Origin of the sequence: Streptomyces sp. NPDC093089, from assembly GCF_044754405.1 — a bacterium.
Classification (GTDB): Bacteria; Actinomycetota; Actinomycetes; order Streptomycetales; family Streptomycetaceae; genus Streptomyces.
In genome coordinates, this window is record NZ_JBIVPA010000001.1 from 715,299 (window position 1) to 740,386 (window position 25,088).

General features: G+C 74.6%; 16 protein-coding genes and 1 riboswitch. Of the genes, 9 read left to right on the plus strand and 7 right to left on the minus strand.

Annotated elements, in window-relative coordinates; all coding sequences use genetic code 11:
• The first annotated feature begins 178 nt into the window (after window positions 1-178).
• The 3 genes from ACIQFX_RS03460 (at window position 179) to ACIQFX_RS03470 (ending at window position 3,903) form a co-directional block, all read left to right on the plus strand.
• Window positions 179-1,381 carry a PP2C family protein-serine/threonine phosphatase gene (locus tag ACIQFX_RS03460; protein WP_402458482.1) on the plus strand — a complete coding sequence of 401 codons (1,203 nt, stop codon included), beginning with the start codon at window positions 179-181 and terminating at the stop codon, window positions 1,379-1,381.
• Window positions 1,382-1,644: 263 nt separating this feature from the next.
• Window positions 1,645-1,791, plus strand: a riboswitch (cyclic di-AMP (ydaO/yuaA leader).
• A gap of 11 nt (window positions 1,792-1,802) precedes the next feature.
• Window positions 1,803-2,894 carry a M23 family metallopeptidase gene (locus tag ACIQFX_RS03465; RefSeq protein WP_402458485.1) on the plus strand — a complete coding sequence of 364 codons (1,092 nt, stop codon included), beginning with the start codon at window positions 1,803-1,805 and terminating at the stop codon, window positions 2,892-2,894.
• Window positions 2,895-2,955: 61 nt separating this feature from the next.
• Window positions 2,956-3,903: an aldo/keto reductase gene (locus ACIQFX_RS03470; protein ID WP_402458487.1), complete on the plus strand. Its 948-nt coding sequence runs from the start codon at window positions 2,956-2,958 to the stop codon at window positions 3,901-3,903.
• A gap of 93 nt (window positions 3,904-3,996) precedes the next feature.
• Here ACIQFX_RS03470 and ACIQFX_RS03475 read toward each other — a convergent pair whose 3' ends face one another.
• From ACIQFX_RS03475 to ACIQFX_RS03490, 4 genes are all read right to left on the minus strand, one after another.
• On the minus strand, window positions 3,997-5,307 hold the full coding sequence (locus ACIQFX_RS03475; protein ID WP_402458595.1) for a PrsW family intramembrane metalloprotease: 1,311 nt from the start codon (window positions 5,305-5,307) through the stop codon (window positions 3,997-3,999).
• 273 nt (window positions 5,308-5,580) lie between these two features.
• Window positions 5,581-6,309: a tRNA (guanosine(46)-N7)-methyltransferase TrmB gene (gene trmB, locus ACIQFX_RS03480; RefSeq protein WP_402458596.1), complete on the minus strand. Its 729-nt coding sequence runs from the start codon at window positions 6,307-6,309 to the stop codon at window positions 5,581-5,583.
• Between the two features lie 113 nt (window positions 6,310-6,422).
• Window positions 6,423-7,607, minus strand: coding sequence for an L-2-hydroxyglutarate oxidase (lhgO, locus tag ACIQFX_RS03485; RefSeq protein ID WP_402458490.1), 1,185 nt, complete (start codon window positions 7,605-7,607; stop codon window positions 6,423-6,425).
• A gap of 76 nt (window positions 7,608-7,683) precedes the next feature.
• Entirely contained in the window at window positions 7,684-9,117 is a 1,434-nt protein-coding gene (locus tag ACIQFX_RS03490) for an MFS transporter (protein WP_402458493.1), read from the minus strand.
• A gap of 569 nt (window positions 9,118-9,686) precedes the next feature.
• Here ACIQFX_RS03490 and ACIQFX_RS03495 point away from each other — a divergent pair.
• The 3 genes from ACIQFX_RS03495 (at window position 9,687) to ACIQFX_RS03505 (ending at window position 16,054) form a co-directional block, all read left to right on the plus strand.
• Complete coding sequence (locus ACIQFX_RS03495; RefSeq protein WP_402458598.1) at window positions 9,687-11,858, plus strand: asparagine synthase-related protein; 2,172 nt, start codon at window positions 9,687-9,689, stop codon at window positions 11,856-11,858.
• 121 nt (window positions 11,859-11,979) lie between these two features.
• Entirely contained in the window at window positions 11,980-12,573 is a 594-nt protein-coding gene (locus ACIQFX_RS03500; RefSeq protein WP_402458599.1) for a Uma2 family endonuclease, read from the plus strand.
• 58 nt (window positions 12,574-12,631) lie between these two features.
• The gene (locus tag ACIQFX_RS03505) at window positions 12,632-16,054 is read left to right on the plus strand and encodes an AfsR/SARP family transcriptional regulator (RefSeq protein WP_402458496.1); all 3,423 of its coding nucleotides are present in this window, start codon (window positions 12,632-12,634) and stop codon (window positions 16,052-16,054) included.
• Here ACIQFX_RS03505 and ACIQFX_RS03510 read toward each other — a convergent pair.
• Complete coding sequence (locus ACIQFX_RS03510; RefSeq protein ID WP_402458499.1) at window positions 16,041-18,290, minus strand: sigma-70 family RNA polymerase sigma factor; 2,250 nt, start codon at window positions 18,288-18,290, stop codon at window positions 16,041-16,043. The two genes, ACIQFX_RS03505 and ACIQFX_RS03510, sit on opposite strands and share 14 nt — an antisense overlap.
• Window positions 18,291-18,503: 213 nt before the next feature.
• Entirely contained in the window at window positions 18,504-19,295 is a 792-nt protein-coding gene (locus ACIQFX_RS03515; RefSeq protein ID WP_402458502.1) for a TetR/AcrR family transcriptional regulator, read from the minus strand.
• Between the two features lie 353 nt (window positions 19,296-19,648).
• Between ACIQFX_RS03515 and ACIQFX_RS03520 the strand changes: the two genes are divergently transcribed.
• The gene (locus tag ACIQFX_RS03520) at window positions 19,649-21,013 is read left to right on the plus strand and encodes an NAD(P)/FAD-dependent oxidoreductase (RefSeq protein WP_402458504.1); all 1,365 of its coding nucleotides are present in this window, start codon (window positions 19,649-19,651) and stop codon (window positions 21,011-21,013) included.
• A 106-nt stretch (window positions 21,014-21,119) separates the two neighbouring features.
• Complete coding sequence (locus tag ACIQFX_RS03525; protein WP_402458507.1) at window positions 21,120-22,781, plus strand: SpoIIE family protein phosphatase; 1,662 nt, start codon at window positions 21,120-21,122, stop codon at window positions 22,779-22,781.
• A 7-nt stretch (window positions 22,782-22,788) separates the two neighbouring features.
• Here ACIQFX_RS03525 and ACIQFX_RS03530 read toward each other — a convergent pair whose 3' ends face one another.
• A complete protein-coding gene (locus ACIQFX_RS03530) occupies window positions 22,789-24,060 on the minus strand; it encodes an MFS transporter (protein ID WP_402458510.1) in 1,272 nt (423 codons plus the stop codon).
• A 154-nt stretch (window positions 24,061-24,214) separates the two neighbouring features.
• On the opposite strand from ACIQFX_RS03530, the gene ACIQFX_RS03535 reads away from it, so the two are divergent.
• Window positions 24,215-24,781, plus strand: a complete 567-nt coding sequence (locus ACIQFX_RS03535; RefSeq protein ID WP_376491083.1) for a MarR family winged helix-turn-helix transcriptional regulator — start codon at window positions 24,215-24,217, stop codon at window positions 24,779-24,781.
• Window positions 24,782-25,088 lie beyond the last annotated feature (307 nt).

Genomic DNA, 25,088 nt, shown 5'->3' on the forward strand with positions numbered 1-25,088 from the left:
TCGGTGACGGGCCCGCGGGCCCGTGGGGTCGGGGAGCCAAGGGGGCCAAGGGCCGGGGCAGGGGGCCGGGTGGGCTACGCCACTCGGCCCCCCGGGAGTCGCCGCTCACGGGTGCGGCGGCCACCCTGGGAGGGCGCGGTGCGGACCGCGGCCGGGCGGACCGGGCAGGAGAGCACAGGTGGGGCACCCCGAGAGAGTGACGGGCGGCGGGCGTCGGCGCGGCGGGGGCCGCCCCGCGTACGGCGGCGCCCGGCGCTTCATCCGGGCGCTGCCCCCGCTGATCATCATGGGCGGCGTCCTCTTCGACGTGGAGACACCGCCCGCGTACACGGCGGCGCCGCTCTTCTCCGCCGCCCCGCTGATCGCCGCGCCCTTCTTCTCCCTGCTCACCACCCTGGTCACCGGGATCAGCGCCGTCGTCGCCTCCGTGGGGCTGCACGTCTACAACGGCACCGCCGACGAGGTCCCGGCCCTCACCGAGACGCTGACCGTGGTCACCGTCTCCGCGCTCGCCCTCCTCATCAACAAGGTCGTGCGCCGCAGCGGCGAGCGGCTCGCCTCGGCGCGGGTCATCGCGGAGGCCGCGCAGAAGGCGGTGCTGCCGATGCCCGCCGAGCGGATCGGCGGGCTCCAGTGCGCGGCGCGGTACGAGGCGGCGCAGGCGGACGCGTTCATCGGCGGCGACCTGTTCGCCGTCCAGGACACCCCGCACGGGGTGCGGCTGGTGGTCGGGGACGTCCGGGGCAAGGGGATGGACGCGGTCGAGGCCGTCGCCGTCGTCATCGGGGCCTTCCGGGAGGCGGCCGAACAGGAGCGGACCCTGGAGGGCGTGGCGCAGCGCCTCGAACGGGCGCTGGCCCGCGAAGGCACCCGCCGGCACGGTCTCGACGCCTTCGAGGGGTTCACCACCGCGGTCCTCGCCGAGATCCCGCGCGCCGACGGCAGCGGCACGTTCGGCGGGTTCGTGCGGGTCGTGAACCGCGGGCACCCGCCCCCGCTGATGCTGTACGCGGACGGGCGGCTCGACCTCATGGAGCCGGCCGAGGCGGCGCTGCCGCTCGGCATGGGGGACCTGGCGGTCTGGCCGGACCGTGCCGAGGCGCGGCCGTATCCGCCGGGCGCGACCCTCCTCTTCTACACCGACGGCCTCTCGGAGGCGCGGAACGCGGAGGGCGTCTTCTACGACCCGGCCGAGCGGCTCGCCGGCCGGATCTTCCCGGGGCCCGAGGAGCTGCTCGACGCGCTCGTGGACGACGTGCGCCTCCACACGGGCGGCGGTTCGACGGACGACATGGCGCTGCTCGCGGTGGGCCGGCCGGCGGCGGGGCAGCCGGAGCGGCGGCGGACGATGCCGGTGGTCCCGCCGGGCGGGACGGGATGACCGGAGGGGGCGAGCGGACGGGCGGCGGGACGCGGTGATCAGGCGCCGGTGACCGGGTGTAGTCGAGAGGTGTCACTGCGATAACAATTGACATAACGTCAGATCGATGGTCTCCGGCGATCCTGTTCTGAAGGGGGGTCAACTCGGGCGTTTCCCTCTCATTTCAATGAATGATCAAGGGGAACAGCTTGGAATCGGGACCCCCTGTCTATTAACGTTCGATAACGCAGCGCGGTCGTTTCAGCCGTCGCAAGAGGCGGCACCGTGCGCACGCGCCGAATCCTGAAAAGGAACCGGGGAACCACCACTTGGGGTGAATCGGGCCTTTCGCACCTGTGCGACCGTGCCCGTAGGAGACCTTCCTGCTCCGAACCCGTCAGCTAACCCGGTAGGCGAGAAGGAAGGAAAGGAGCGCGCCTCCGTGGCGTCCAACACCCCCGCACCCGAAGCCCCCTTCGATGCCTTCGGTGGTGGTGCGGGTCCCGCCGCCCCGGACACCGAGTGGAATCCCACCGAGGACTCCCTCCGCGCGCAGAGCCGCGCCGGCGGCCGCCACCGGGTCGTCAAGCAGCGCTCCAACTTCGCCCGCTCCTCCACCGTCCTCGGCGTCGGCGTGATCGCCGCCGTCGGCGCGGGCGGCCTCGCCACCGCGAAGGAGAAGCCGCCGGTCGCGATCTCGCTCCCCGACCTCGACCTCCCGGACGCCCACGACCTCCCCGGCGTCGGCGACCTCCTCCCCGGCGAGGACAGCGAGCCCGTCAGCGCGGCCCGCGCCAACCCGAACCCGCTCACCGCCGCCACCTACACCACGACGGTCGACGAGCGGACCGAGACGACCGACCGGACCGCGACCGGCGCCGACGCGGGCGAGGCCCTGCGCGCCCGCATCCTCCAGCAGGCCGAACAGCAGCAGGCCTCCGCCGACGCCGCCGACAAGGCCGCCGCGGAGAAGCTGGCCGCCGAGAAGGCCGCCGCCGAGGCCGCGGCCAAGGAGGCCGCCGCGGAGAAGGCGGCCGCCGATGCCAAGGCGAAGGCCGAGGCGGAGGCGAAGGCCAAGGCCGAGGCGGAAGCCGCCGCGAAGGCGGAGGCCGAGCGCCTCGCCAAGCTCGCCGCGAGCTACTCGCTGCCCCTCTCCTCGTACACCCTCAGCGCCTCCTACATGCAGTCCGGCTCGATGTGGTCCTCCGGCTACCACACCGGCCTCGACTTCGCCGCGCCCACGGGCACCCCGCTCAAGGCGGTCCACGGCGCCACCGTGAAGTCCGCGGGCTGGTCCGGCTCCTACGGCTACCGCATCGTCCTGGAGCTCGCCGACGGCACCGAGGTCTGGTACTGCCACCTCTCGTCCATGACGGTCTCCGTCGGCCAGACCGTGGGCACCGGCGAGACCATCGGCCGCGTCGGCGCCACCGGCAACGTCACCGGCGCCCACCTCCACATGGAGGTCCACACCGCCGGCGGCGACGGCATCGACCCGGCGCAGTGGCTCCGCTCCAAGGGCCTGAGCCTCTGAGACCGTCCTCCCGGGGCGCTCGCACGGAATAGGCCCGGCGGCGGGCGGGGTTGACCACCCCATGACCTCCCTCCGCCCGCTGGGCAGTTCCGATCTGCACGTCTTCCCGTTCGCCCTGGGCGGCAACGTCTTCGGCTGGACCGCCGACGAGGCCCGGTCCTTCGCCGTCCTCGACGCCTACGCCGCCGCAGGCGGCAACTTCGTCGACACCGCGGACATGTACTCCGCGTGGGTCGAGGGCAACGAGGGCGGCGAGTCCGAGACGGTCATCGGCCGCTGGCTCGCCTCCCGCGGCAACCGCGACGACATCGTCGTCGCCACCAAGGTCGGCGCCCACCCCCACTTCAAGGGACTCTCCGCGCCCACCATCAAGGGCGCCGCGGAGGAGTCGCTGCGCCGCCTCGGCACCGACCGCATCGACCTCTACTACACGCACTTCGACGACGAGACCGTCCCCGTCGAGGAGATCGTCACCGCCCTCGACCAGCTGGTGAAGGACGGCAAGGTGCGCGCCGTCGCCGCCTCCAACATCTCCCCGGAGCGGCTGCGGGCCTCCCTCGACTTCGCCGAGGCCGAGGGACTCACCCGGTACGTGGCCCTCCAGCCGCAGTACAACCTGGTGTCCCGGGCGACCTACGAGGGCCCGCTCCTGGCGACCGCCGAACAGGGCGGCCTCGCCGCCGTCCCGTACTACGGCCTCGCCTCCGGCTTCCTCACCGGCAAGTACCGCCCCGGCGCCACCGTCGACAGCGTCCGCGCCGCAGGCGCCGGCCGGCACCTCGACACCGACCGCGGTCGGGCCGTCCTCGCCGCGCTCGACACCGTCGCCGAGGCGCACGAGGCGGAGGTCGCCACCGTCGCCCTCGCCTGGCTCGCCTCCCGGCCCACCGTCGTCGCGCCGATCGCCTCGGCCCGTACGGTCGAGCAGCTCCCGGCCCTGGTCGCCTCCGCCGACCTGACGCTCACCGAGGCCGAACTCACCCTGCTCACGGAGGCGTCCGCCGCCTGACCGCGCCCGGCTCCGGCCGACTCGGAGGGACGTCGTCGGACTCCTGCTCGGTCCGGTGTCCGGTCGGCGCGGGCCGCTCCGGCAGGCCCCCGGCTAGCTCCGGTACGGGTTGTAGCCGCCGTAGTCCAGGTACTGCGGCGGCGCCCACACCCGGCCCGTCGCCCGCGCCGCGTACGTCAGCGACGGCGAGGCGACCGCGCGGCGCTGCCACAGGTGGTGCAGAAGCTCCTGCTCGCGGGCCGGGAAGTCGGGTCCGGCCGTGCCGCGCCTGGCCCGGTCCCGGAGGAACGCGAGGGTCGTCGCGAAGGACTCGTACTCGCCGACGGCCCGTGCGGCCTCCGGGCCGTACGTCCGCCCGGCGAAGGAGCGGGCCAGCCGGCGGGCGCGCATCGAGGAGAGCGCGAGCGGCTCGGCGGGGGAGAGCCAGCCGGCCGCCGCGTACGCCGGGAGCACGCCGGATATCGTGCGCAGCTCGCGCTGCCGGCTCCACACCGCGAGCCAGGTCAGCAGGCCGAAGGCGGGGACCATGAGCGCCAGGTACACCGCGTAGAAGGCCCACGGGCCGCCGAAGGTGGCCGAGCCGTTCCAGGCGGCGTGCAGGCCCATGGCGAGCAGCAGCCCGGTGAGCGGCAGCAGCACCTGCCGGAGGCGCTTCCCGCGCGGGGCGAGGGCGGCGAAGCCGAAGCCGATGCCGGTCAGCACGGTGAAGAGCGGGTGGGCGAACGGCGACATGACGACCCGGACGAAGAACGTGCCCGCGGTGACCATGCCGATGCCGGTGGCGCCGACCTCCTGGTCCTCGCCGAAGGCGTTCCCCAGGTAGAGGATGTTCTCGGTGAAGGCGAAGCCGGTCGCGGTGAAGCCGGCGAAGACGACCCCGTCGACCAGGCCGCCGAAGTGCCGTCGGCGGAACAGGAAGAGCAGCAGGATCGCGGCGGCCTTCGCGCTCTCCTCCACCACCGGCGCGATGACGGTGGCCCCGAGGTTGTCGGCCGAGTCCGGGTCGGCCGTGGCCGTGGCGATCCAGCGGACCGCGAACGAGTTCGCCAGGATCGCGACGAGCGCGGCGGCGAAGGCGCCCCAGGCGAAGGCGAAGAGCAGGTTCTTCCAGGGGCCCGGCTCCACCCGGTCGAGCCAGCGGAACGCGGCCATCAGCAGCGGTACGGGCAGCACGGCGAGGCCCAGGCCTACGAGGAAGCCCTGGGTGCCGGTCTGCTCGCGGACCAACGCCAGGATCACCAGCGCGCACAGCGCGAGCAGCACCACGACGGCGACGGCCCGGACCAGCCGGCTGCGCCAGAAGTCGCGGCGCGGCCGGTAGCGCCACTGGGACCGGTCGGCGGCGGCCGGGAACGCCGGCTCGTCCGTGTCCCGGTGCGGGACGGGCGCGGTGTCCTCGGGAATTCGGTCGGTGGCAGCGGGATTCGACACGTGAGCGACCCTAACCACCCCCACCGACACGGGGCGACGGGGTTACGCGCCAGGGACCGGCGTCACACACCCGGGACCGGCGTACTCGTGTCCGTGCCCGGGACCGGCCGTCCGTACGGGCCCGGGACCGGCGTGTCCGTACGGGCCCGGGACCGGCGTGTCCGTACGGGCCCGGGACCGGCCGTCCGTACGGGCCCGGGACCGGCCTCACGCGCGCGGGACCGGCCTACGCGCGTGGGACCCGGCTCACGCGCGCGGGACCCGCCGGAAGAGCAGGTCGTGCACGACGTGGCCCTTGTCGAGGCCCTGGCCCTCGAAGCGCGTGACGGGCCGGAAGTCGGGACGGGGCGCGAAGCCGCCGTCCTCACGGGTGTTCTCGAAGTCGGGGTGCGCGGAGAGCACCTCCAGCATCTGCTCGGCGTACGACTCCCAGTCGGTGGCGCAGTGCAGCACGCCGCCGGGCTTGAGCCGGGTCGCGAGGAGGCTGAGGAACTCGGGCTGGATCAGCCGCCGCTTGTGGTGCCGGGCCTTCGGCCACGGGTCCGGGAAGTAGACCCGGCAGCCGTCGAGGGAGTCCGTGGCGAGCATCTCGCGGAGCAGGATGATCGCGTCGCCGTTGGCGACCCGCACGTTCGTCAGGCCGTTGCGGTCCGCGAGCCCGAGCAGATTGCCCTGGCCGGGCGTGTGCACGTCCACGGCCAGGATGCCCGTGCCGGGGTCGGCCGCCGCCATCTGCGCGGTCGCCTCGCCCATGCCGAAGCCGATCTCCAGGACCACGGGAAGGCCCTCGAACATCTCGCCCAGGTCGAGGACGCTCTTGCCGTCGATGTCGAGGCCCCAGTCCGGCCACCTCTTCAGCATCGCCTCCGCCTGGCCGTACGTGACCCGGCTGCGGCGCGGCTGGAAACTCCGGATCCGCCGCTCGTGATGCGCCCCGGCCGGATCGGGCATCGGCCCCTCACCGGGGGCGAACATCCGACTGCCCCGCCGTGCGACGGGCTGGACGGGGTCGGCGACGGGCCGCGAGACGTTCTCAGGAAGCTCAGACACAATGCCCCGATTCTACGGCCGGGCCCGCGCTCCCCGCTTTACAGCTGTGCCAGCACCCGCCCCGCGACCTCCCGCCCGATCGGCAGGGACGCCGTCGCCGCGGGCGAGGGCGCGTTCAGGACGTGGACCGTCCGCGCCTCCTCCCGGAAGAGGAAGTCGTCGACGAGGGTGCCGTCCCGCAGCACCGCCTGCGCCCGCACGCCCGGCGCCGCCCGCCGCAGGTCGGACTCCTCGACGACCGGCAGCAGCCGTCGCACCGCCTGGGTGAAGGCCCGCTTCGAGACCGAGCGGTGCAGTTCGCCGGCGCCGTACCGCCAGTGGGCGCGGGCGATGGACCAGGAGCCCGGCCAGGCGAGGGTGCCGGCCAGTTCGCGGGGCCGGACGACGGACCAGCCGTATCCCTCGCGGGCGAGCGCCGGCACCGCGTTCGGCCCGATGTGGACGCCGCCGTCGATGCCCCGGGTGAGGTGGACGCCGAGGAAGGGGAACGCGGGGTCGGGGACGGGGTAGACCAGGCCCCGCACGAGCGAGGGGTCGGCGAGCTCGTAGTACTCCCCGCGGAAGGGGACGATCCGCATGCCGGGGTCGTCGCCCGCGAGGCGCGCGATCCGGTCGCAGTGGAGCCCGGCGCAGTTGACGAGGACCCGCGCCCGCACGATCCGGCCGTCCGCCGTGCGGACGGCGACGCCCCAGGGGCGCCGGTCGATCGCGACGACCTCGGCGCCGTGGACGATCCGGGCTTCGGAGGCCTCGGCGAGGCGGGCCGACACCGCGCCGTAGTCGCAGATGCCGGTCGTGCCGACGTGGATCGCGGCGAGGCCCCTGACCCGGGGCTCGTACTCGCTGATCTGGGTCGGGCCGAGCTCGCGGACGGGGATGCCGTTCTCCCGGCCGCGCTGCACGAGCGCGTGCAGCCGGGGCAGCTCGTCGCGCGTGGTGGCGACGATCAGCTTCCCCGTCACCTCGTGCGGAATGCCCCACTCTGCACAGAACTTGACCATCTCGGCGGCGCCCGAGACCGCGAAGCGGGCCTTCAGCGAGCCGGGCCGGTAGTAGATCCCGCTGTGGATCACCCCGCTGTTGCGCCCGGTCTGGTGGCGCGCGAGGCCGTGCTCCTTCTCCAGGACCGTGACCCGGGTGCCGGGAGCGGCACGCGTCAGCGCGTACGCCGTCGACAGACCGACGATCCCTCCGCCGATCACCAGTACGTCACAGTCAAACACCAGCGCCACCTCCCACCCCCGATAGTGCACTGGCCCACTGACAACGCCGCTAAACGCCCACCTCGTGGGACGCTCGTCACGCCGGGGAGGCGAGGAGGGGCCTGGCCCGCTCCCGCAGTTCCACGACGCGCGGCTCGTTCCCGTACGGTTCGAGCCGGTGCAGCAGGTCACGAACGTACTCCGTGGTCCGCGCCGACGAGATCCGCCCCGCCACCTCCACCGCGAGCGTGCCCGCCGCGCAGGCCGCGTCGAGGTTGCCCGACTCCAGCTCGGCGACGGCGGAGACGACGAGCCGCAGCCCGTGCGAGCGGACGAACTCCTCGGTGGGCCGGGACAGCGCCTGCTCGGTGAAGCGGCGCACCTCGCGGGGCGCCTTCAGGTCCCGGTAGCACTCGGCCGCGTCGGCACAGAACCGGTCGTACGAGTAGAAGCCGAGCCAGGTCGGGTCGGCGTCGCCCGTCCGGGACCGCTCCAGCCACCCCTCGGCCGACTTGAGCGCGCCCGCGGCGGCGACCCCGTCGCCGGCCTTGGCGTGCGCGCGTGCCTCGACGAGCCGGAAGAAGGACATGGTGCGGGCGGTGGCGAGGCCCCGGTTGCGTTCGAGGGCGGCCTGCGCGAGGTCGACGCCCTCGTCGGCGAAGCCCCGGTAGGTGGCCTGGAGGGACATGGAGGCGAGGACGTACCCGCCGAGGGGCACGTCCGCGGCGGCGCGGGCGAGCCGCAGCGCCTGGATGTAGTAGCGCTGGGCGGCCTCCTGCTGCCCGGTGTCGAAGGCCATCCAGCCGGCCAGGCGGGTCAGCTCGGCGGTCGCGCCGAACAGGGCCCGGCCGACCTCGTCCGAGTACGAGCCGAGCAGCAGCGGCGCCGCGTCCACCCGTAAGCACTCGGGGACCATGGAGGAACGCCAGTCCCCGCCGCCGTACTTGGAGTCCCAGCGGCGCGCGTCCTCGGCGGCCTCGCGGAGTTTCGCGACGTCGCTGTGGCCCACGCGCGCGTGCTCCGGCGCCGCCGCGGCGCCGGCCGCCGGGCGCGGGGCCTCCCGCTCGACCGACGGGTCGGCGGGGGTGATCAGCCACCGGGAGGTCGGGGTCGCGTACGCGCTGACCGCGAACGACCCGGCGAGCGACTGCCAGATGCCGCCGCCGGCCCGCCGCCCGGCCAGGTCGAGCCGGTACAGGTCGGTGGCGGAGCGGACCGCCTCGCCCACGTCGCGCGGGAAGGCCAGCCCGACCTCGGGCGCCGGGTCCGCGTCCGCGAGCCCGATCTCGTGCAGCGGCACGGGCCTGCCGAGCTTCTGCCCGATCGCGGCGGCGATCAGGTGCGGGGCGGCGCCCTGCGGCACCATGCCCTTCGACACCCACCGGGCGACCGAGGTCTTGTCGTAACGAAGCGTCAGTCCCCGCTGCGCACCGAGGTCGTTGACGCGCCGGGCGAGCCCGGCGTTGCTGATTCCCGCGAGGGCGAGAACCGTGCCGAGCTTTTCGTTCGGCCCGCGTTGCTCCCTGGACATGACGCCACCCCTCGACCACCCAGACGGCCGCCACGACGCCGGGCATAGGCGTGCGGCATTCGTAAACACAGCGTAGTTCGCCGCATCCCTACCGTTAAGGGGCGGTGTTCCGTATGGCGAGATTGTTGTGTGACCGGTCGCCGGCGGGGCCGCGGGGCCGGCTCGTGCTCCCGCCGTGTGGCCGTGCGCCCGGCCGTGCGCTCTCGTCCGGCCGACGGGCGGCCGCTTCCATGAGTAGCGCGTGGGTCGGCCCGCTCGGCCGGGAACGGTGTCCCGGACCAGTGGGCTGGGGGACACCGCCGCCCCATTCCCCGCGGGCGGCGGACGGCACCGGGAGGCGGGAGCGCCTCCCGGGCTGCCGGACGCCCGGGGGACGAGAGACCGCCCGGTCGCGTTCCAAACCCACCGGGCACGGTCGATATTTGGCCGAATGACGCCGGTGTGCCGTCGGCGCCCAACCGGCCCATGCCAGGGGCGCATTCGGCTTTCGTACGCGTGCACCCGGACCCCGCCCCGTGCGCCGTTGTCGTGGCAGCATGTCTCCCACCGAAACGGATGTGGAGGCGCCGATGCGATGGCTGGTGGGCTGGAGCAGTGTCGCGGCGAACCTCGCAACGACCGCCGGAGCACGCTCGGGAGCGGCGAACGGCGGATACGACGCCGACTTCCCCTCCTCCTCCGGCTACGGCTCCGACCGGGCGGCCGAGGCACGCGCGGTGCAGCCGGTGGGCGCACAACTCCTGTGGAGCGGACCCGATCCGCTGTGGGCGGTCGGCGACTGGCGGCCCGACGAGGTGCGCGTCGTGGCCGTCGACGACCACACCCGCCTCGCCGTCCTCGGCTGCTGCGCCGCGAGCGACGAGGAACTGCGGATCGGCCTGCTCACCGCGCGCGGGGGCGCACTGCGGCACCTCACCGCATGGCCCGGCAGCTACACGGCCGTCGTCAGGGCCGGCCGCCGCGTCACCGTCACCGGCGACCTCGCGGGCGCCCGGCCCGTCTTCCACACCCCGTGGGCCGGCGGCACCGCGTTCGCCACCGCCGCCCTGCCGCTCGCCGACCTCGTCGAGGCCCAGCTCGACATCGGCCACCTGGCCGCCCTCCTCGCCTGCCCCGAGACCCCGGAGGCGCTGCGCGACTCCACCCCCTACGAAGGCGTCCGGCGGGTCCCGCCCGGCCACGCGCTGATCCTGCGGGAGGGCTCGCGGGAGATCGTCGGCTACGAGCAGGTCGCCTCGCTCGCGGTCGCGGCGCCCGAGGCCGACGCCCGGCAGGCCGTCGAAGGGGTGCGGGACGCCCTCGTCGAAGCCGTACGCGCCCGGCTCACCGCGCCCCGGCACGCCCCCGAGGTCCCGCTGCCCGACCCCGGACCGGTCCCCGGCATGGGGCCCGCCGACCGGCGCGCGGCCCGGGGCGCGGGGCCCGCCCCCGGCATCGGCGCCGACCTGTCCGGCGGCAGCGCCTCCGGCACCCTCGCGCTCCTCGCGGCCGGGCTCCCCGGCGTGCCCGGCACGATCGTCGGGCAGGGCACGGGCGCGGGGGAGCGGCTGCTCGCCGTCACCTTCAACGACCTGGCCACGCGCGCGGGTGCGAGCCGCGAGGCCGAGCTGAAACGGGCGCGGGAGCTCGCGGCCGACCCGCGCCTGCACCACGTCGTCGTCGCGGCGGGCGAGGAGGCGCTGCCGTACGCCGCCCTGGACGGGCCGCTCACCGACGAGCCGGGGCCCGCGCTCGTCACGGCCGAACGGCACCGGCGGCGGCTCGCGGGCGGCAGCGCCGACCACTTCACGGGCATGGGCGCCAAGCAGGTCCTGGACGCGCACCCGGCCCGCCTCGCCGACCTCCTGATGGACCGCAGGCGCCGCTCCCTGGTGCGTCCCGTGACGGCGCTCGCCAAGGCATCGGGCCCGTCCGCCGGGTCGTTCCTGGTGCCGCTGACCGTCTACCGGGCGGCGCGGAAGCTGGCCCGCACCCCGTACCGGACGGGTCTGGAGACGGCGGCCCGGTGCGTCCTGGAGGCGAACCGCACGGCCCCGGACGGCTTCGGCCCCCTGGAGGCCTCGCTGTCCGCGCTCGCCTGGTCGCGGCCGGGGCCCGCGGCCCGCTGGCTGACGGGGGAGGCGCTGGCGGAGGTATCGGTTCGCCTGAACCGCGCGGCGACGCTCCCCGCCGCCGTCCAGCGCCCGGGCGAGGCACGCGCGCGTGCCGCCCTCGTCCGCGCCGCGGCCGACCACCGCGTCCTGGAGCAGGCCGCGGAGATCCGCGGCCAGCGACTGCACGCCCCCTTCCTCGACAACCAGGTCGTCCGCGCCTGCCGTGCGCTCCCCGAATCGCTCCGGGTCCAACCGGACGCCCGCGCCGGCGTCCTGCGCACCGTCCTGTCCGGCGCCGGCGTCCACGACCTGCCCCCGGGCTGGGGCGCCCCGCACCCCGGCGTCCCCGCGGCCGCCGCCCGCGCGGGCCTGCGCGTCGCGCTGCCCCAGCTCCTCGCCCTCTTCGACGCCCCGCTGCTCGCCGACGCCGGCCTCGTCGACGCCCGTACCGTCCGCGAGGCCCTCCGTGCCGCCGCCGACGGCGCCCCCGTCCCCCTCGACGGCCTCGCCGACCTCGTCTCCACCGAGCTCTGGCTCCGCCGCCTCCTCTCCCGCCGCGGCTCCTGCTGGACCAACGCCGGCGAGCCCCGCGCCCACCGCGCGGTCCAGGGCCCCCTGATCCCGGCGTCGCGGTCGCTTCCGGCGTGAGCCCCAGCGGGCAGGTGAAACGTCCCAGCACGCTCGTTCGAGTGAACGCGTTCCGGACCCGGTCGGGCTCCCCGTCCTAGGCTGAGAACGTCGCATCGAGCGAAGGAGGCCCAGCATGGCGATGCCCGTGCCGGTTCCGGACGACGTGTCCCCCCAGGGCATGCCCGACCGTGAGGGTGCGAGTCCCGAGGAGACCTTCGAGCTGTTCAGCGCCATCGCCCCCAAGGGCTGGTGCGTGGAGCTGATCGAAGGGGAGATCTACGTGGTGCCTCCGGCCAACGGCGAGCACGAGGAGATCGTCTCGGAGCTGAACGGGCAGGTCCGAGACCATGACAAGAGGGTGGGCCGCTACACCGGGATCGGTCTCGGCCTGCCCGGCGCCACCGCCGACACCGTCCGGGTCATCCCCGACCTCGTCATCGCCCCCAAGGGCAGCTTCGACGACCAGCAGGAGTGGCACTCCCCCGACGCCGTCCTCCTCGTCGCCGAGGTGACCTCCGCCTCCACCGCGAGCCGCGACCGCGTCCAGAAGATCCGGGCCTACGCACGCGCGGCCATCCCCCTGTACCTCCTCATCGACCGCGAGGCCGGCGAGGCCGTCGTCTGCTCCGAGCCCGTCGGCGACGACTACGCCCACAAGTCCATCCACAAGCTGGGGGCAAGCGTCCCGCTTCCCCACCCGCTCGGCTTCGACCTGGACACCAGCGCCTTCTGAGTGCCACGCCCGGGCAAACCCCGAGGCGCACCCCCCCTCCACCGGCCACAATGAGCCGGTGCGGTATCTCATCCTCGGCACCACCGAGGCCCTCCGGCCCGACGGCACCCCCCTCCCCCTGGGCGGCGCCCGCCTGCGCGCGCTCCTCGCGGCGCTGGCGCTGCGCGGCGGCCGGGCCGCGTCCGCCACCGAGCTCGCCGACGACGTGTACGGCGACGACCCGCCGCTCGACACCCTTGCCGCCCTCCAGGCCCTCGTCGGCCGCCTCCGCCGGGTCATCGGCAGGGAGGCCGTCGCCTCGACCCCCGGCCCCGGCTACCGGCTCGTCGCCGCCCCCGCCGACATCGACCTGTACGTCTTCGAGGACCGGGTCAGGGACGCGGGCGCGCACCTCGACGCCGGCGACCCCGAGGCCGCCGCGGCCCTCCTCCGGGAGGCCCTCGGGCTCTTCCGGGGTCCCGCCCTCGCCGACCTCCCCGACCCGGCGGGCGTCCGCCCCGAGGCCCAGCGGCTCGCGGCCCTGCGCCGGCGCGTCGAGGCCGACCTGCGCCGGGGCGCCACCGACGGGCTCGTACCGGAACTGTCCGAGCTGACCACCACGTACCCGTACGACGAGACCTTCCACGCCCACCTCGTCCGCGCCCTGCGGGCCGAGGGCCGCCACGCCGACGCCCTCACCGCGTACGAGTCGGCCCGCCGCACCCTCGCCGACGGCCTCGGCACCGACCCCGGCCCCGAACTCGCCGCGCTCCACCGGGAACTCCTCACCGGAGCCCCTCCGGCCGGAGCGCCCACGCCCGCCCCGCCGACCGCCACCGCGGCGGACACGCCCGGGGCGCCCCACGCCACCGCGCCCGCTCCGCCGCGGGCCGCCGCAACCGCCCCACCCCACGCCATCACCCCACCCCACGCCATCACCCCGCAGCAGGCCACTACCCCGCAGCAGGCCACCACCCCGCAGCGGACCGACACTCCGCCGCAGGCCACCACCCCGCCTCAGGCCGCCGCCGACCCCGCGCGCGGCAACATCCGCCCCCGGCTCACCTCCTTCGTCGGCCGCGAGCCCGAACTCGCCGCCCTCGACGCGGACCTGGGCCGCTCCCGGCTCGTCACGCTCACCGGCCCCGGCGGCTCGGGCAAGACGCGGCTCGCCGAGGAGGCCGCGCTGCGGGCCGTCGGACCGGAGGCCTGGATCGCCGAGCTGGCCCCGCTGGACGACCCGGAGGCCCTGCCCGGCGCGGTCCTCTCCGCGCTCCGGCTCCGGGAGGTCAACCTGATCACCCGCGACGGAGCGCCGCTCCAGGACGACCCGGCCGCCCACCTCGTCGAGCACCTGGCCCGCCGCCCCTTCCTCCTCGTCCTCGACAACTGCGAGCACGTGATCGACGCGGCCGCCGCCCTCGCCGAGACCCTGCTCACGCACTGCCCGCAGCTCCGGATCCTCGCCACCAGCCGCGAACCCCTCGGCGTCCCCGGCGAGTCGGTCCGCCCCGTCGAGCCGCTGCCGCCCGACCCGGCCCACCGGCTGTTCGCCGAACGCGCCCGGGCCGTGCGCCCGTCCTTCGACCCCACCGGGGACGGCGGCGCGGTCGACGAGATCTGCCGCCGCCTCGACGGCCTGCCGCTCGCCATCGAACTGGCCGCCGCCCGCCTCCGGCTGCTCACCCCGCGCCAGATCGCCGACCGCCTCGACGACCGGTTCCGCCTCCTCACCTCCGGCTCCCGCACGGTCCTGCCCCGCCAGCAGACCCTGCGGGCCGTCGTCGACTGGTCCTGGGACCTGCTCGACCCGGACGAGCGCACCCTGCTCCGCCAGGTCTCGGTCTTCGCCGGCGGCTGGGACCTGGCCGCCGCCGAGGCACTCTCCCCGCGCGCCGCCGACGCGCTGGGCGCCCTGGTCGACAAGTCCCTCGTGGTCGCCACCCCCGTCGACGGCGGCGAGATGCGCTACCGCCTCCTGGAGACCATCCACGAGTACGCCTCCGAACGCGCCGCCGAGACCCCCGGCCTCCGCGCCGCGGCCGAGGCCGTCCACACCGCCCACTTCACGGCGCTCGCCGAGACCGCCGAACCCCGGCTGCGCTCCGGGGAGCAGCTGCCGTGGATCGAGCGGATCGAGCGCGACCTCGACAACATCCGCGCCGCCCTGCACCGCACCCTCCTCACGGCCCCGGACGAGGCCGCCGCGCACCGGCTGGTCTTCGCCATGGGCTGGTTCTGGTGGCTGCGCAACTACCGCCCCGAGGGGCTGGCCTGGGCCGAGCGCGCGCTCGCGCTGGGCGAGGACCCGGAGGATCCGGCCGATCCCCGGTACTGGCCGCGCATGCACCTGCGGATGCTGTACTTCTTCCTCGCCGTCGAGAACCACGTCGCCAGCGAGTTCCGCGACGACCCCGAGCTCTCGGACGTGGTGCGGCGGGTGCGTGCCGCGTTCGGCGCGAACCCGGGCCCCGAAGCCGCCCGCTTCCCCGGTCTGCTCTGGCCGTTCACCGCGTACCTCACCGAGGAACCGGCCACGATCCGCGCCCTGCTGGACGCCGCCGTCGACAACTGCCGCCGCCACGGCGGCGACTGGGAGATCGGCGTCACCCTGATGTTCCGTACGCACATGGTCGTCGACATGCCCGGCGACCTGCCCGGCGTCGACGACGACCTGGCCGAGCTCCGCGTCCTGGCGCGCCGGGTCGGCGACCGGTGGATGGGGGCGCAGACCGCGAGCGCGGCGGCCGAGGCCCACATGATGCGCGGCCGGCACGAGGAGGCCGGAGCGGCGTACGAGGAGGCCCTCGGGCTCGCCCGCGAGGTCGGCGCCCACGCCGAGAGCCCCTTCCTCCTCGCCCGCCTCGCCGAGCTCTTCTACCACCAGGGCGACATGGAGGCCGCGAAGAAGGGCCTCGCGGAGGCCGAGGCGGAGGCCGAGCGCTACCACGTGCACGACACCCGGACGTTCGTCGGCTTCCTGCGCGCCGCCATCGCGCTCCACGAGGGCGACGTCCCGACGGCCCGCGTCCTCCTGGAGGAAGCCGGCCGGCTGGTGGCCGCGGGGACCCCGCCGCCGCACTTCTCGGCCGCGGTCACGGGCCTCACCGCCCTGGTCGAGGCGCGCGAGGGCAGGAGCGCCGAGGCCGTGGCCCACGCCGTGTCCGCGCTGCGCGCCGCCCGGGACGGCCAGTGCGCGAACCTCGTGTACGCGGCGCTCGGCGAGGGGCTCGCGCTCATCCTGGCCGAGGTGGGCGAACCGGCCCTCGCCGCGACCGTCCTGGCCGCCGTCGACGTCTGGCGCCTGGACATACCCCGCTCGGTGCCCCAGGCCCGGGACGCCGAGACGGTGGCCGCGAAGGGCCTTGCCGCGCTCGGCGAGTCCGGCCTCGCCGCCGCCCGCGCGGTCGGCGAGGGTCTCGACGTCGACGCGGTCCTGGACCTCGTCGGTACCCGTACGGGCCCGGGGGCCGCCCGACCCGACGGGCTCAGGAGCAGCTGATCCGGGAATCCGCCCAGTCGGCGACGGCGGCCCGCCCGAACGGCGTGTGCTCCTCGACGACGAGTCGGATCGTGCTGCGGCCGCTGATATCGACGTGCACCGGAAGCGGCGGGTCGCCGGCCCGCACGACGTCGGAGCGCCAGAGCCGCTCGTCGTCGCCGTAGACGGAGAAGCGGACGCCGCCGACGCCGAGCTGAGCGCTCAGGTCGTCGATGCCGACGACCGCGTCGTAGCTCGTGCACCGCCGGTTGAGGGTGACGAGCAGCGAGGACGGCGCGTGGACGCTGACCCCGTGCGCGTACGGGGTGCCCCCGATGAAGAGGCTGCGCCGCTGCCACATCCAGCTGCTGTCCGATAGGGACACCTCGGGCTCGGTGCCGTCGCCGAAGATCCCGTACTGCAGCTCGTCGACCCGGTAGACGGCCGGCGCCGCGGGCGGCGCCGGCTTGGGCTCGGGCTTCGGTGCGGGCTTCGCGGGCGGCGGGGTCGGCTTCGCCTTCGGGCTGGGCGTCGGCTTCGGCTTCGGCGCGGGCTTCGGCGGCGGCGTCGGCTCGGGGGAGGGCTCCGCGGGCGTCGGCTTCGGCGCCGGCGGCTCGGACCGTACGGGCGGGGGCGGCGGTACGGGCTCGGGCGTCGGCTTCGGCGGCGGCGCGGGCTGCGGCGGCACGATCGGCGTGACGACCGACGGCGCGGGCTGGGGCGCGGCCACCGGCTGCGGGTCCCCGGCCATCGCCCAGACGAGGCCGGCGGCCGCGGCGACCGCTACGGCCGCGGCGATGCCGGCCTTCGCGGGCGCGCCGAGGCCCTCGGCGGCGGCCCCGCCGGAGGCCGCGCCGCCCGAGGAGCCGGAGGCGGCGGCCGCCGCGCCCGCTCCCGCGGCGGCGGTGCCACCGGCGACGATCCCGGCCGCCTTGAGGGAGTACCCGGCGGCGAACCAGCCGATGACGGCGACCGGGAGCAGCGCGGGGATCCCGGCGTTGACGTGCGCGAGTTCACCGGCGGCGAGCCGGCACTTGGCGCACTCCTCCAGGTGCTTGCGCAGGCCCCGCTCGGCCCGCATCCGCAGCCCGCCGCGGGCGTAGGCGCCGAGCCGGTCCGCGTAGCGGGCGCAGTCGCCGCCCGCGGTCAGCGACTGGCTGACGTGGGCCTGGAGGTAGGCCTGCTTGAGGCCCTCGCGGGCCCGGCTGGCGAGGACGGCCGTGGCGTTGGCGGTGAGCCCGAAGAGCGGGGCGACGTCGCTCGGCGACTCCTCCTCGACGGTGGTGTGCCACAGCACGGCCTGCCAGCGCTCGGGCAGCGACCGGAAGGCCTGCATGGCGAGCGACTGCTCTGCCTCGTGCATGGCGCGGACGTCGGCGCCGAGGTCCATCGTGTCCTGGTCGGAGACCTCGGAGGAGCGGGCGGCCTCGGCCGCGAAGACGGCGAAGTCCTCGACGAGGTGCTCGCGTTTCTGGGTCCTCGCCCAGTTCGCCGCGACCCGGCGGACGGTGGTCATGAGGTAGGCGCGCACGGCCTGTTCGGGCCCGGCCCCGCCCCGCACGGCCTGCAGGGTGCGGGCGAACACCTCGGCCGTCAGGTCGTCGGCGGTGTGCGCGTCCCGGCAGCAGGTCCTCGCGTACCGCCGCACGGCGTCGGAGTGGCGGCGGAACAGCTCCTCGTACGCGGAGCCGTCGCCGTCCCGCATGAGCTGGACGAGCTCGGAGTCGGACGGCGGCAGCGGGAGCGGCGGCGGCAGCACGCCCTCGGAGTCGCCCTCGCCCTCGGCACCGGGAGCGGCGTCGTCGGACGGGTCGGGAAAGGTGTCGGCAGACGTGCCGGGAGCGGCGTCGGGCGCGTCGGGACAGGTGTCGTGAAACCCGTCGGGAGCGGCGTCGGGCGCGTCGGGTGAGGTCCCGGACGCGTCGCGGTACCCGGCTCCGGCCGCTGCCGCCGCCGCGCGGTCGGCGAATCCGCCGGCCACCACGCCCGCCGCACCGGAGGACTTGCCCTCCCGCTGCTGCGGCACGCTCGGGTCGAGCTGCTCGTGAGGTCCCGGCGGGGCCGTCTCACCGCCCTGACCCGGCACGCTCGGAGCGCCGGCCGTGGTGGATCCGCCTGTGCCGGATCCGCCCGTCGTGCCGGCCGCTCCGGAGAGACCTCCGGGTCCGCCCTGGCTCGGCACCTGCCGCGGGAGCGGCCCCCCGGGCTCCGTGCCACCGCCGTCGCCCAGCGGTTCGTCCCGACCGTCACCGCTCATCGCGGAAGCCCCCGTACGCACGCCCAGACCCGAATACCGGCCAAGACTGCCACAGCGCGCGGGCACGCCGAAGCGCCGCGTCCACTTACCACTCGTCCGGGCAGACTTCCGGGATCCGGGCGTAACCGCTCACACGTTCGTGTCATGCTCGTTGGTCCGCCCGGACCACGGAACAGCCGTCCGCCCGACGGCCGTAGGAGAGGACCGCGGGACCTACCGGGACCGGAGGCCCTCCAGCAGGATGTCGAGGAGCCGCGCCGAGGCCGCCGCCTGCTGGACCGCGTCCGGCAGGGCCGGGGCGGCCGTCGCTATCACGAGGAGGACGTCCGCCACGGTCACGTCCGTCCGCAGCTCACCCGCCTCACGGGCCCGGTCGACGAGCCGGCCGACGACCTCGAGCAGCTCTGCCGCCCCCGCGTCGTCCCGCTCCTCCGCCGGCACGGCACGCGGCGCGACCACGCGGGCGTCGGCCTGCTCGGCGAGACCCCGCTGGTACGGCACCCGGGCCGCGTCGCCACCGTCGTCCGCGACGGGCAGCACCGTGGGCTCGTCCACGCCGACCCGCAGCACCTGCGGCGGCAGGAGACGGCCCGCGCCCGAGGCGACCGAGGTCCGCAGGAACCGGGAGAGCGCCGACCACGGCTCCTCCTCCTGGCCCAGCGCGGCCCGCGCCTGCTCGGTCAGCCGGGAGGTCTCCTCCTCGGCTATCCGCCGCACCAGCACGTCCTTGCTGGGGAAGCGGCGGTAGACCGTGCCGACCCCGACCCGGGCGCGGCGTGCCACGTCCTCCATCGGAGCGCCGTAGCCGAGCTCGCCGAACACCTCGCGCGCGGCGCGCAGGACGTGCTCCAGATTGCGCTGGGCGTCCACCCGCAGCGGCGCGGACCTGCCGCCGGGCACCATCGTTCCGTTGCGCGGCTCGGGGGCAGCGCCCCCCGCACCGTGGCCGTCCTCGACGATCGCCGTCCCGGCGCCCGTCGGCCATCGCGAATCCTGAATCTGCATAAGCGTTCCCCCGCTCATGATGTCTCCCCCCGGAGACTCCCCGCCCTGAAACGGGGCTACCGGTCGATCAGCGCTCAGGTCCACGCGCTCCGATCCGACACCCCGACGAAGTACGAACATAGTTGAGTCGGGGTCAATTCAGAAGGGGAAGTTCCGTACGGTGCGCCCCCCGATCGGAGCAAGGCCCGGAAGACTCCCGATTCCGACCCCCTTTCCGCCCTTCTCCACCTGCCGTGACCTGCGCCGATACCTCCGCACTCCCGTCACGCGCCACCCCGCGCCTCCGTACCCCTCCGGTCACACAATTTGCCGAGCCTGTGGACAAACCACGGACGGGGGTGCGTCATGGGACAGTGACCGAACCTGCGCGCATTCTCGTGGTCGGCGGTGGCTACGTCGGCATGTACACCGCGCTGCGCCTTCAGCGGCAGCTCAGGGCGGAGCTCAGAGCCGGCGCCGCCGAGATCGTGGTGGTCACCCCCGAGCCGTACATGACGTACCAGCCGTTCCTGCCCGAGGCGGCCGCCGGCTCCATCTCCCCGCGCCACGTCGTCGTGCCGCTCCGCCGGGTCCTCGACCGCTGCCGGATCGTCATCGGCGAGGTCAGGGCCGTCGACCACGCCAAGCGGACCGCGACCCTCGCCACCCTCGCCACCGAGGAGGAGGGCACCGGCGCGACCGAGCTCGCCTACGACGAGCTGGTCATCGCGCCCGGCTCCGTCTCCCGCACCCTCCCGGTCCCCGGCCTCGCCGACCACGGCATCGGCTTCAAGACCGTCGAGGAGGCCATCGGCCTGCGCAACCACGTCATCGAGCAGATGGACATCGCCTCCTCCACCCGCGACCCCGCGATCCGCGACGCCGCCCTCACCTTCGTCTTCGTCGGCGGCGGCTACGCGGGCGTGGAGGCGCTCGCCGAGCTGGAGGACATGGCCCGCTACACCGCGCGGTACTACCACAACCTGAAGCCGGAGGACCTGCGCTGGGTCCTCGTCGAGGCCTCGGACCGGATCCTCCCCGAGGTCGGCGAGGAGATGGGCCGGTACGCCGTCCGCGAGCTGCGCGGCCGCAACATCGACGTACGCCTGCAGACCCGCCTCGACTCCTGCGAGGACCGGGTCGCCGTCCTCAGCGACGGCACCCGGCTGCCCACCCGCACCGTCGTCTGGACGGCCGGCGTGAAGCCCGCGCCGGTCCTCGCCGCCACCGACCTGCCGCTGAACGAACGCGGCCGGCTCCGCTGCACCGCCGAACTCGCCGTCGACGGCGTCGCCCACGCCTGGGCCGCCGGCGACGCCGCGGCCGTCCCCGACGTGACCTCACCGGAACCCGGCAAGGAATGCGCGCCCAACGCCCAGCACGCCGTCCGCCAGGCCAGGGTCCTCGCCGAGAACATCGCCGCCTCCCTGCGCGGGCAGCCGCTCAAGCGGTACGCGCACGCGTACGTCGGCTCCGTCGCCTCGCTCGGCCTCCACCAGGGGGTCGCGCACGTGTACGGACGCAAGCTCAAGGGATATCCGGCCTGGTTCATGCACCGCGCCTACCACCTCAGCCGGGTGCCCACCTTCAACCGCAAGGCCCGGGTCCTCGCCGAATGGACCCTGTCCGGCCTGTTCAAACGGGAGATCGTCTCCCTCGGCTCGCTCGAACACCCTCGCGCCGAATTCGAAATCGCCGCCTCCCCACCCCCCGACCCCGGCGACAAGCCGTCGTCCTGACATCACTGTCAGTGCACTCGTCCACACTGGACGTGTGACCATAGGTGGGCTCACACCTGCACAGCGTGACTCTGCACGGCACCGACACCACGAGGCATACAGATCCGTGAACTTCACCCGTTGGAGCGCCCGGCTCCCCGGTACACAGCGCCGCGCGGCGCGGGGGACCGAAGGCTCCGTGCCCGCAGCCCGCGGTGAGTACGGGCAGCAGCTGGAGCAGCTCGCCGGCACCCCCGAGGCCGCCGACGTCCCCGCCCTCGAGGACTTCTCCGTACGGGAACTCCTCGGCCGACTCCCCGGCCTGGTCGCACTCGCGTACGGCCCGGAGCACCGCATCGCGTACGTGAACGACGCCTACGCCGCCGCGTTCGGCCCGCGCCCCGCCGGCGCGACCGTCGCCGACACCTGCCCCGAGGCCGAGGAACTCGGCCTGCTCCCGCTCATGGACCAGGTACTGCGCAGCGGCAAGCCCCGCACGGTCAAGTCGCGCCGCACCCACGACGGCGGGTCCTACACGGTCACCTGCCTGCCCGTGGACAGCCCCCGCGTCGACGGCGGCGGCGTCCTCGTCCACGCCGCCGACGTCACCGACCACGCCGAGGCCGCCGAGCGGCTCCGGGCCAGCGAGCGCCGCCACCGGGAGACCGCCGTCACCCTCCAGCGCTCCCTGCTCCCCCAGGAACTGGAACAGCCCGACGACCTGCGCATCGCCGCCACCTACCAGCCCGGCGGCACCGACGCGGCCGTCGGCGGCGACTGGTACGACGTGATCACCCTCGGAGCCGGCCGCACCGCACTCGTCATCGGCGACGTCATGGGCCGCGGCGTCCGCGCCGCCGCCGTCATGGGCCAGCTCCGCACCGCCGTCCGGGCCTACGCGCGCCTGGACCTGCCCCCGCACGAGGTGCTCCAGCTCCTCGACGGCCTCGCCGCCGAGATCGACGCCAGCCAGATCGCCACCTGCGTCTACGCGATCCACGACCCCAGCGAGGGCAAGCTCGTCTACGCCTCCGCCGGCCACCTCCCGATCCTCGTCCGCGACGAGGACGGCACCGTCCGCCGCGCCGAGGACCCCACCGGACCGCCGCTCGGCACCGGCGGCTGGCTGCACGCCTCCGGCTCCATCGCCCTGCCGCCCGGCTCCACCGCCGTCCTCTACACCGACGGCCTCGTCGAGCGCCGCCGCGAGGACATCGACGAGGGCGTCGCCGCCCTGGCCCGCGCCCTCTCCGGCGCCAGCGGCAGCCCGCAGGTCGTCTGCGACCGGCTCCTGCGCTCCCTCGGCGTCACCGCCGACCACGACGACGACGTGGCCGTCCTCGTCGTCCAGCACCCCTCCCGCGCCGGAGCGGACGCCGAGCTCTTCCACAACGCGGCCCTGGAACTCCTCGGCGGCGTGGAGGCCGCGCCCCGCGCGCGTGCCTTCGCCTCCGGCGTCCTGTCGAGCTGGCGCTTCCCGGTCGAACTCCGCGACCTGGGCGTCCTCGCCACCAGCGAGCTCGTCGCGAACTCCCTCCAGCACGGCACCCCGCCCATGCGGCTGCGGCTGCGCCGCACCGACCGCCGCCTGATCATCGAGGTCACCGACGGCGACGACCACCTCCCGCGCCGCCGCAGGGCGGAAACGGAGGACGAGGCGGGTCGCGGGATCTCCATCATCGCGACGATCGCCTCGTCCTGGGGAAGCCGCCGCACACCGGGCGGCGGCAAAGCGGTCTGGTGCGAGTTCGCCCTCCCCGACCGCGTGGCCGGGGAGAACGCGCTCTGACCTCTGACTAAGCGGCCGCCTCGACCTTGCGCTCCGGCTGGTGCCGCGCCACGACCTTCGACGGCCTGCCGGCGAGCGACGGCTGGTTCTGCTCGGGCGTCAGCTGCCGACCGAGCCGTACCGCCAGGAACGTGATGCCCAGCGAGAAGAGCACGAACGTCACGATGTACGGCCCGTGCAGCGCGGCCCCCATGGGCCCGCCCACGGCCGGACCCACGGCCAGCGCCAGCTGCTTGACCAGCGCGAACGCCGAGTTGTACTGCCCGACCATCGACTCCGGCGCCAGATCGGCCACCAGCGGCGCCACGGTCGGCGACAGCATCGCCTCACCGAGCCCGAACAGCGCGTACGTCGAGACGAACGCCGCCGTCGCCATCGCCTGGCTGCCGTTCCCGAGACCCGCGTACCCGGCGATCAGCCACGCCACGGTCCAGATCAGACCGACGGCCGCGATCACCCGGGTCCGCTTCCGGCGCTCCACGAACTTCAGCACCAGGAACTGCGCGACCACGATCACCGCCGTGTTCGCGGCCAGTGCCAACCCGAGCGCCGACGGCTGGATGCCGGCGGCCTCCGTGCCGTACGCGGCGAGACCCGACTCGAACTGCCCGTAGCAGGCGAAGAAGAGGACGAAGCCGAGGACGCACAGCTGCACCATCGCCTTGTGCCCGAGCAGCGCCCGCACACCGCCGCCCTTGCCGCCCTCGGAAGGACGCGCGTCCCGCATCGCGGGCGAACCGGGCATGCGCACGGTCCCCACGACCGCCGCCAGGACCAGGAACATCGCCGCCTCGATCGAGAACAGCAGGATGAAGCTGCCGGGGCGGCTCGTGTCGACCAGCAGACCGCCGATCAGACCACCGACACCGAGCCCCAGGTTCTGCAGGAAGAACTGCATGGCGAAGGCCCGGGTCCGGCCGACCGGCGTCGAGCACCAGACGATCATCGTCGCGAGGGCCGGCTGCAGCACCGCCGTACCGGCGCCGAGCAGCGCCGCCGCGCCCACGGCCGCCGGCACGCTCGACGCGAAACCCATCGCCACCGCACCCACGGCAGCGACCACCGAGGCCACCAGGAGCACCGGCACCGGCCCGCGCCGGTCGATGGCCCGCCCACTGAAGGGCAGCACCACCAGTGCGGCCATGGCGAAGACCGCCAGGACGATGCCCGCCGTCGCCGCGCCCAGATCCCGCACCTGAGCGACGTACACATAGAGGTACGGCACCGTGAAGCCGAGTCCGAACGCGCTCAGCGCGCTGCCTGCCTGAATCCGGCGCATCGCCGCGCCCCTCGCCTTGGTCACACTCACCCACTTCGGTCGCAGGTTCAGAGGTGTAGCCCTGAACCTTGAAGACTTCAACACTAAAGTTAACATCTCAACAGTACACAATGAAGGACTTCAACGCCAACGAGGCCCGTGGGATACTCGCCGCATGTCCGACACCACCGAGCGGTCCGGTCAGCAGGCCCCCCAGGAGCCGAGCCTCGACGAGCAGATCGCCGCCTATCAGCGCGAGTTCCGCGACCTCGACCCCCAGGTCGAGAAGGTCGTCTCCGCCCTCGGCCGCCTGAACCGCCGCATGAACGTGGCGTACGGCCGCCAGCTCTCGGACCTCGGCATCAGCAACGCCGAGTGGGAGGTCCTCAAGACCCTGGTCCTCGCCGGCGAGCCCTACCGGCTCGGCCCCGGCGAGCTCGCCAAGCGCCTCGGCCTCACCCCGGCCGCGATGACCCACCGCATCGACCGCATGGCGGGAGAAGGACTGGTCACCCGCGACCGCGACGAGAACAACCGCGTCCGCGTGATCGTCGAGCTCACCGACGAGGGCCGTACGAAGTGGCTGGAGGCCATGCGCATGGCCACCGCCTTCGAGGAGGACCTCCTCCAGGACCTCACCACCGAGGAGCGGGGCGTCCTCGGCGAGGTCCTCATCCGCCTCCTCCGCCGCGTGGAGCTCACCCAGCCCGACGCCGGCGGCCGCCTGAAGGACCTCGACTGACCCTCCAGGCAGGGATTGACACGCCCCTACCGGATGCGTAGTGTTCTCCGAGTTGTCACCGAGCCGGAACGGTTCTTCGACAACCACTCCCGCCGCAGATGCGGCACCTCTTACTCCGCACGATCTCCCCACCGGGATGAATTTCGGCGTGCCGAAATTCATTTCGAATAGCTCGATTATGAGCCGTCGGGGAAATCCGCTAGAGTTTGAGACGTCGGAACGGCCCAACAGCCGGAAAGACAAACCCCGCTGACTGGGAATCAGACGCCGAAAGGATCTGATAGAGTCGGAACCGCCGGAAGGGCCC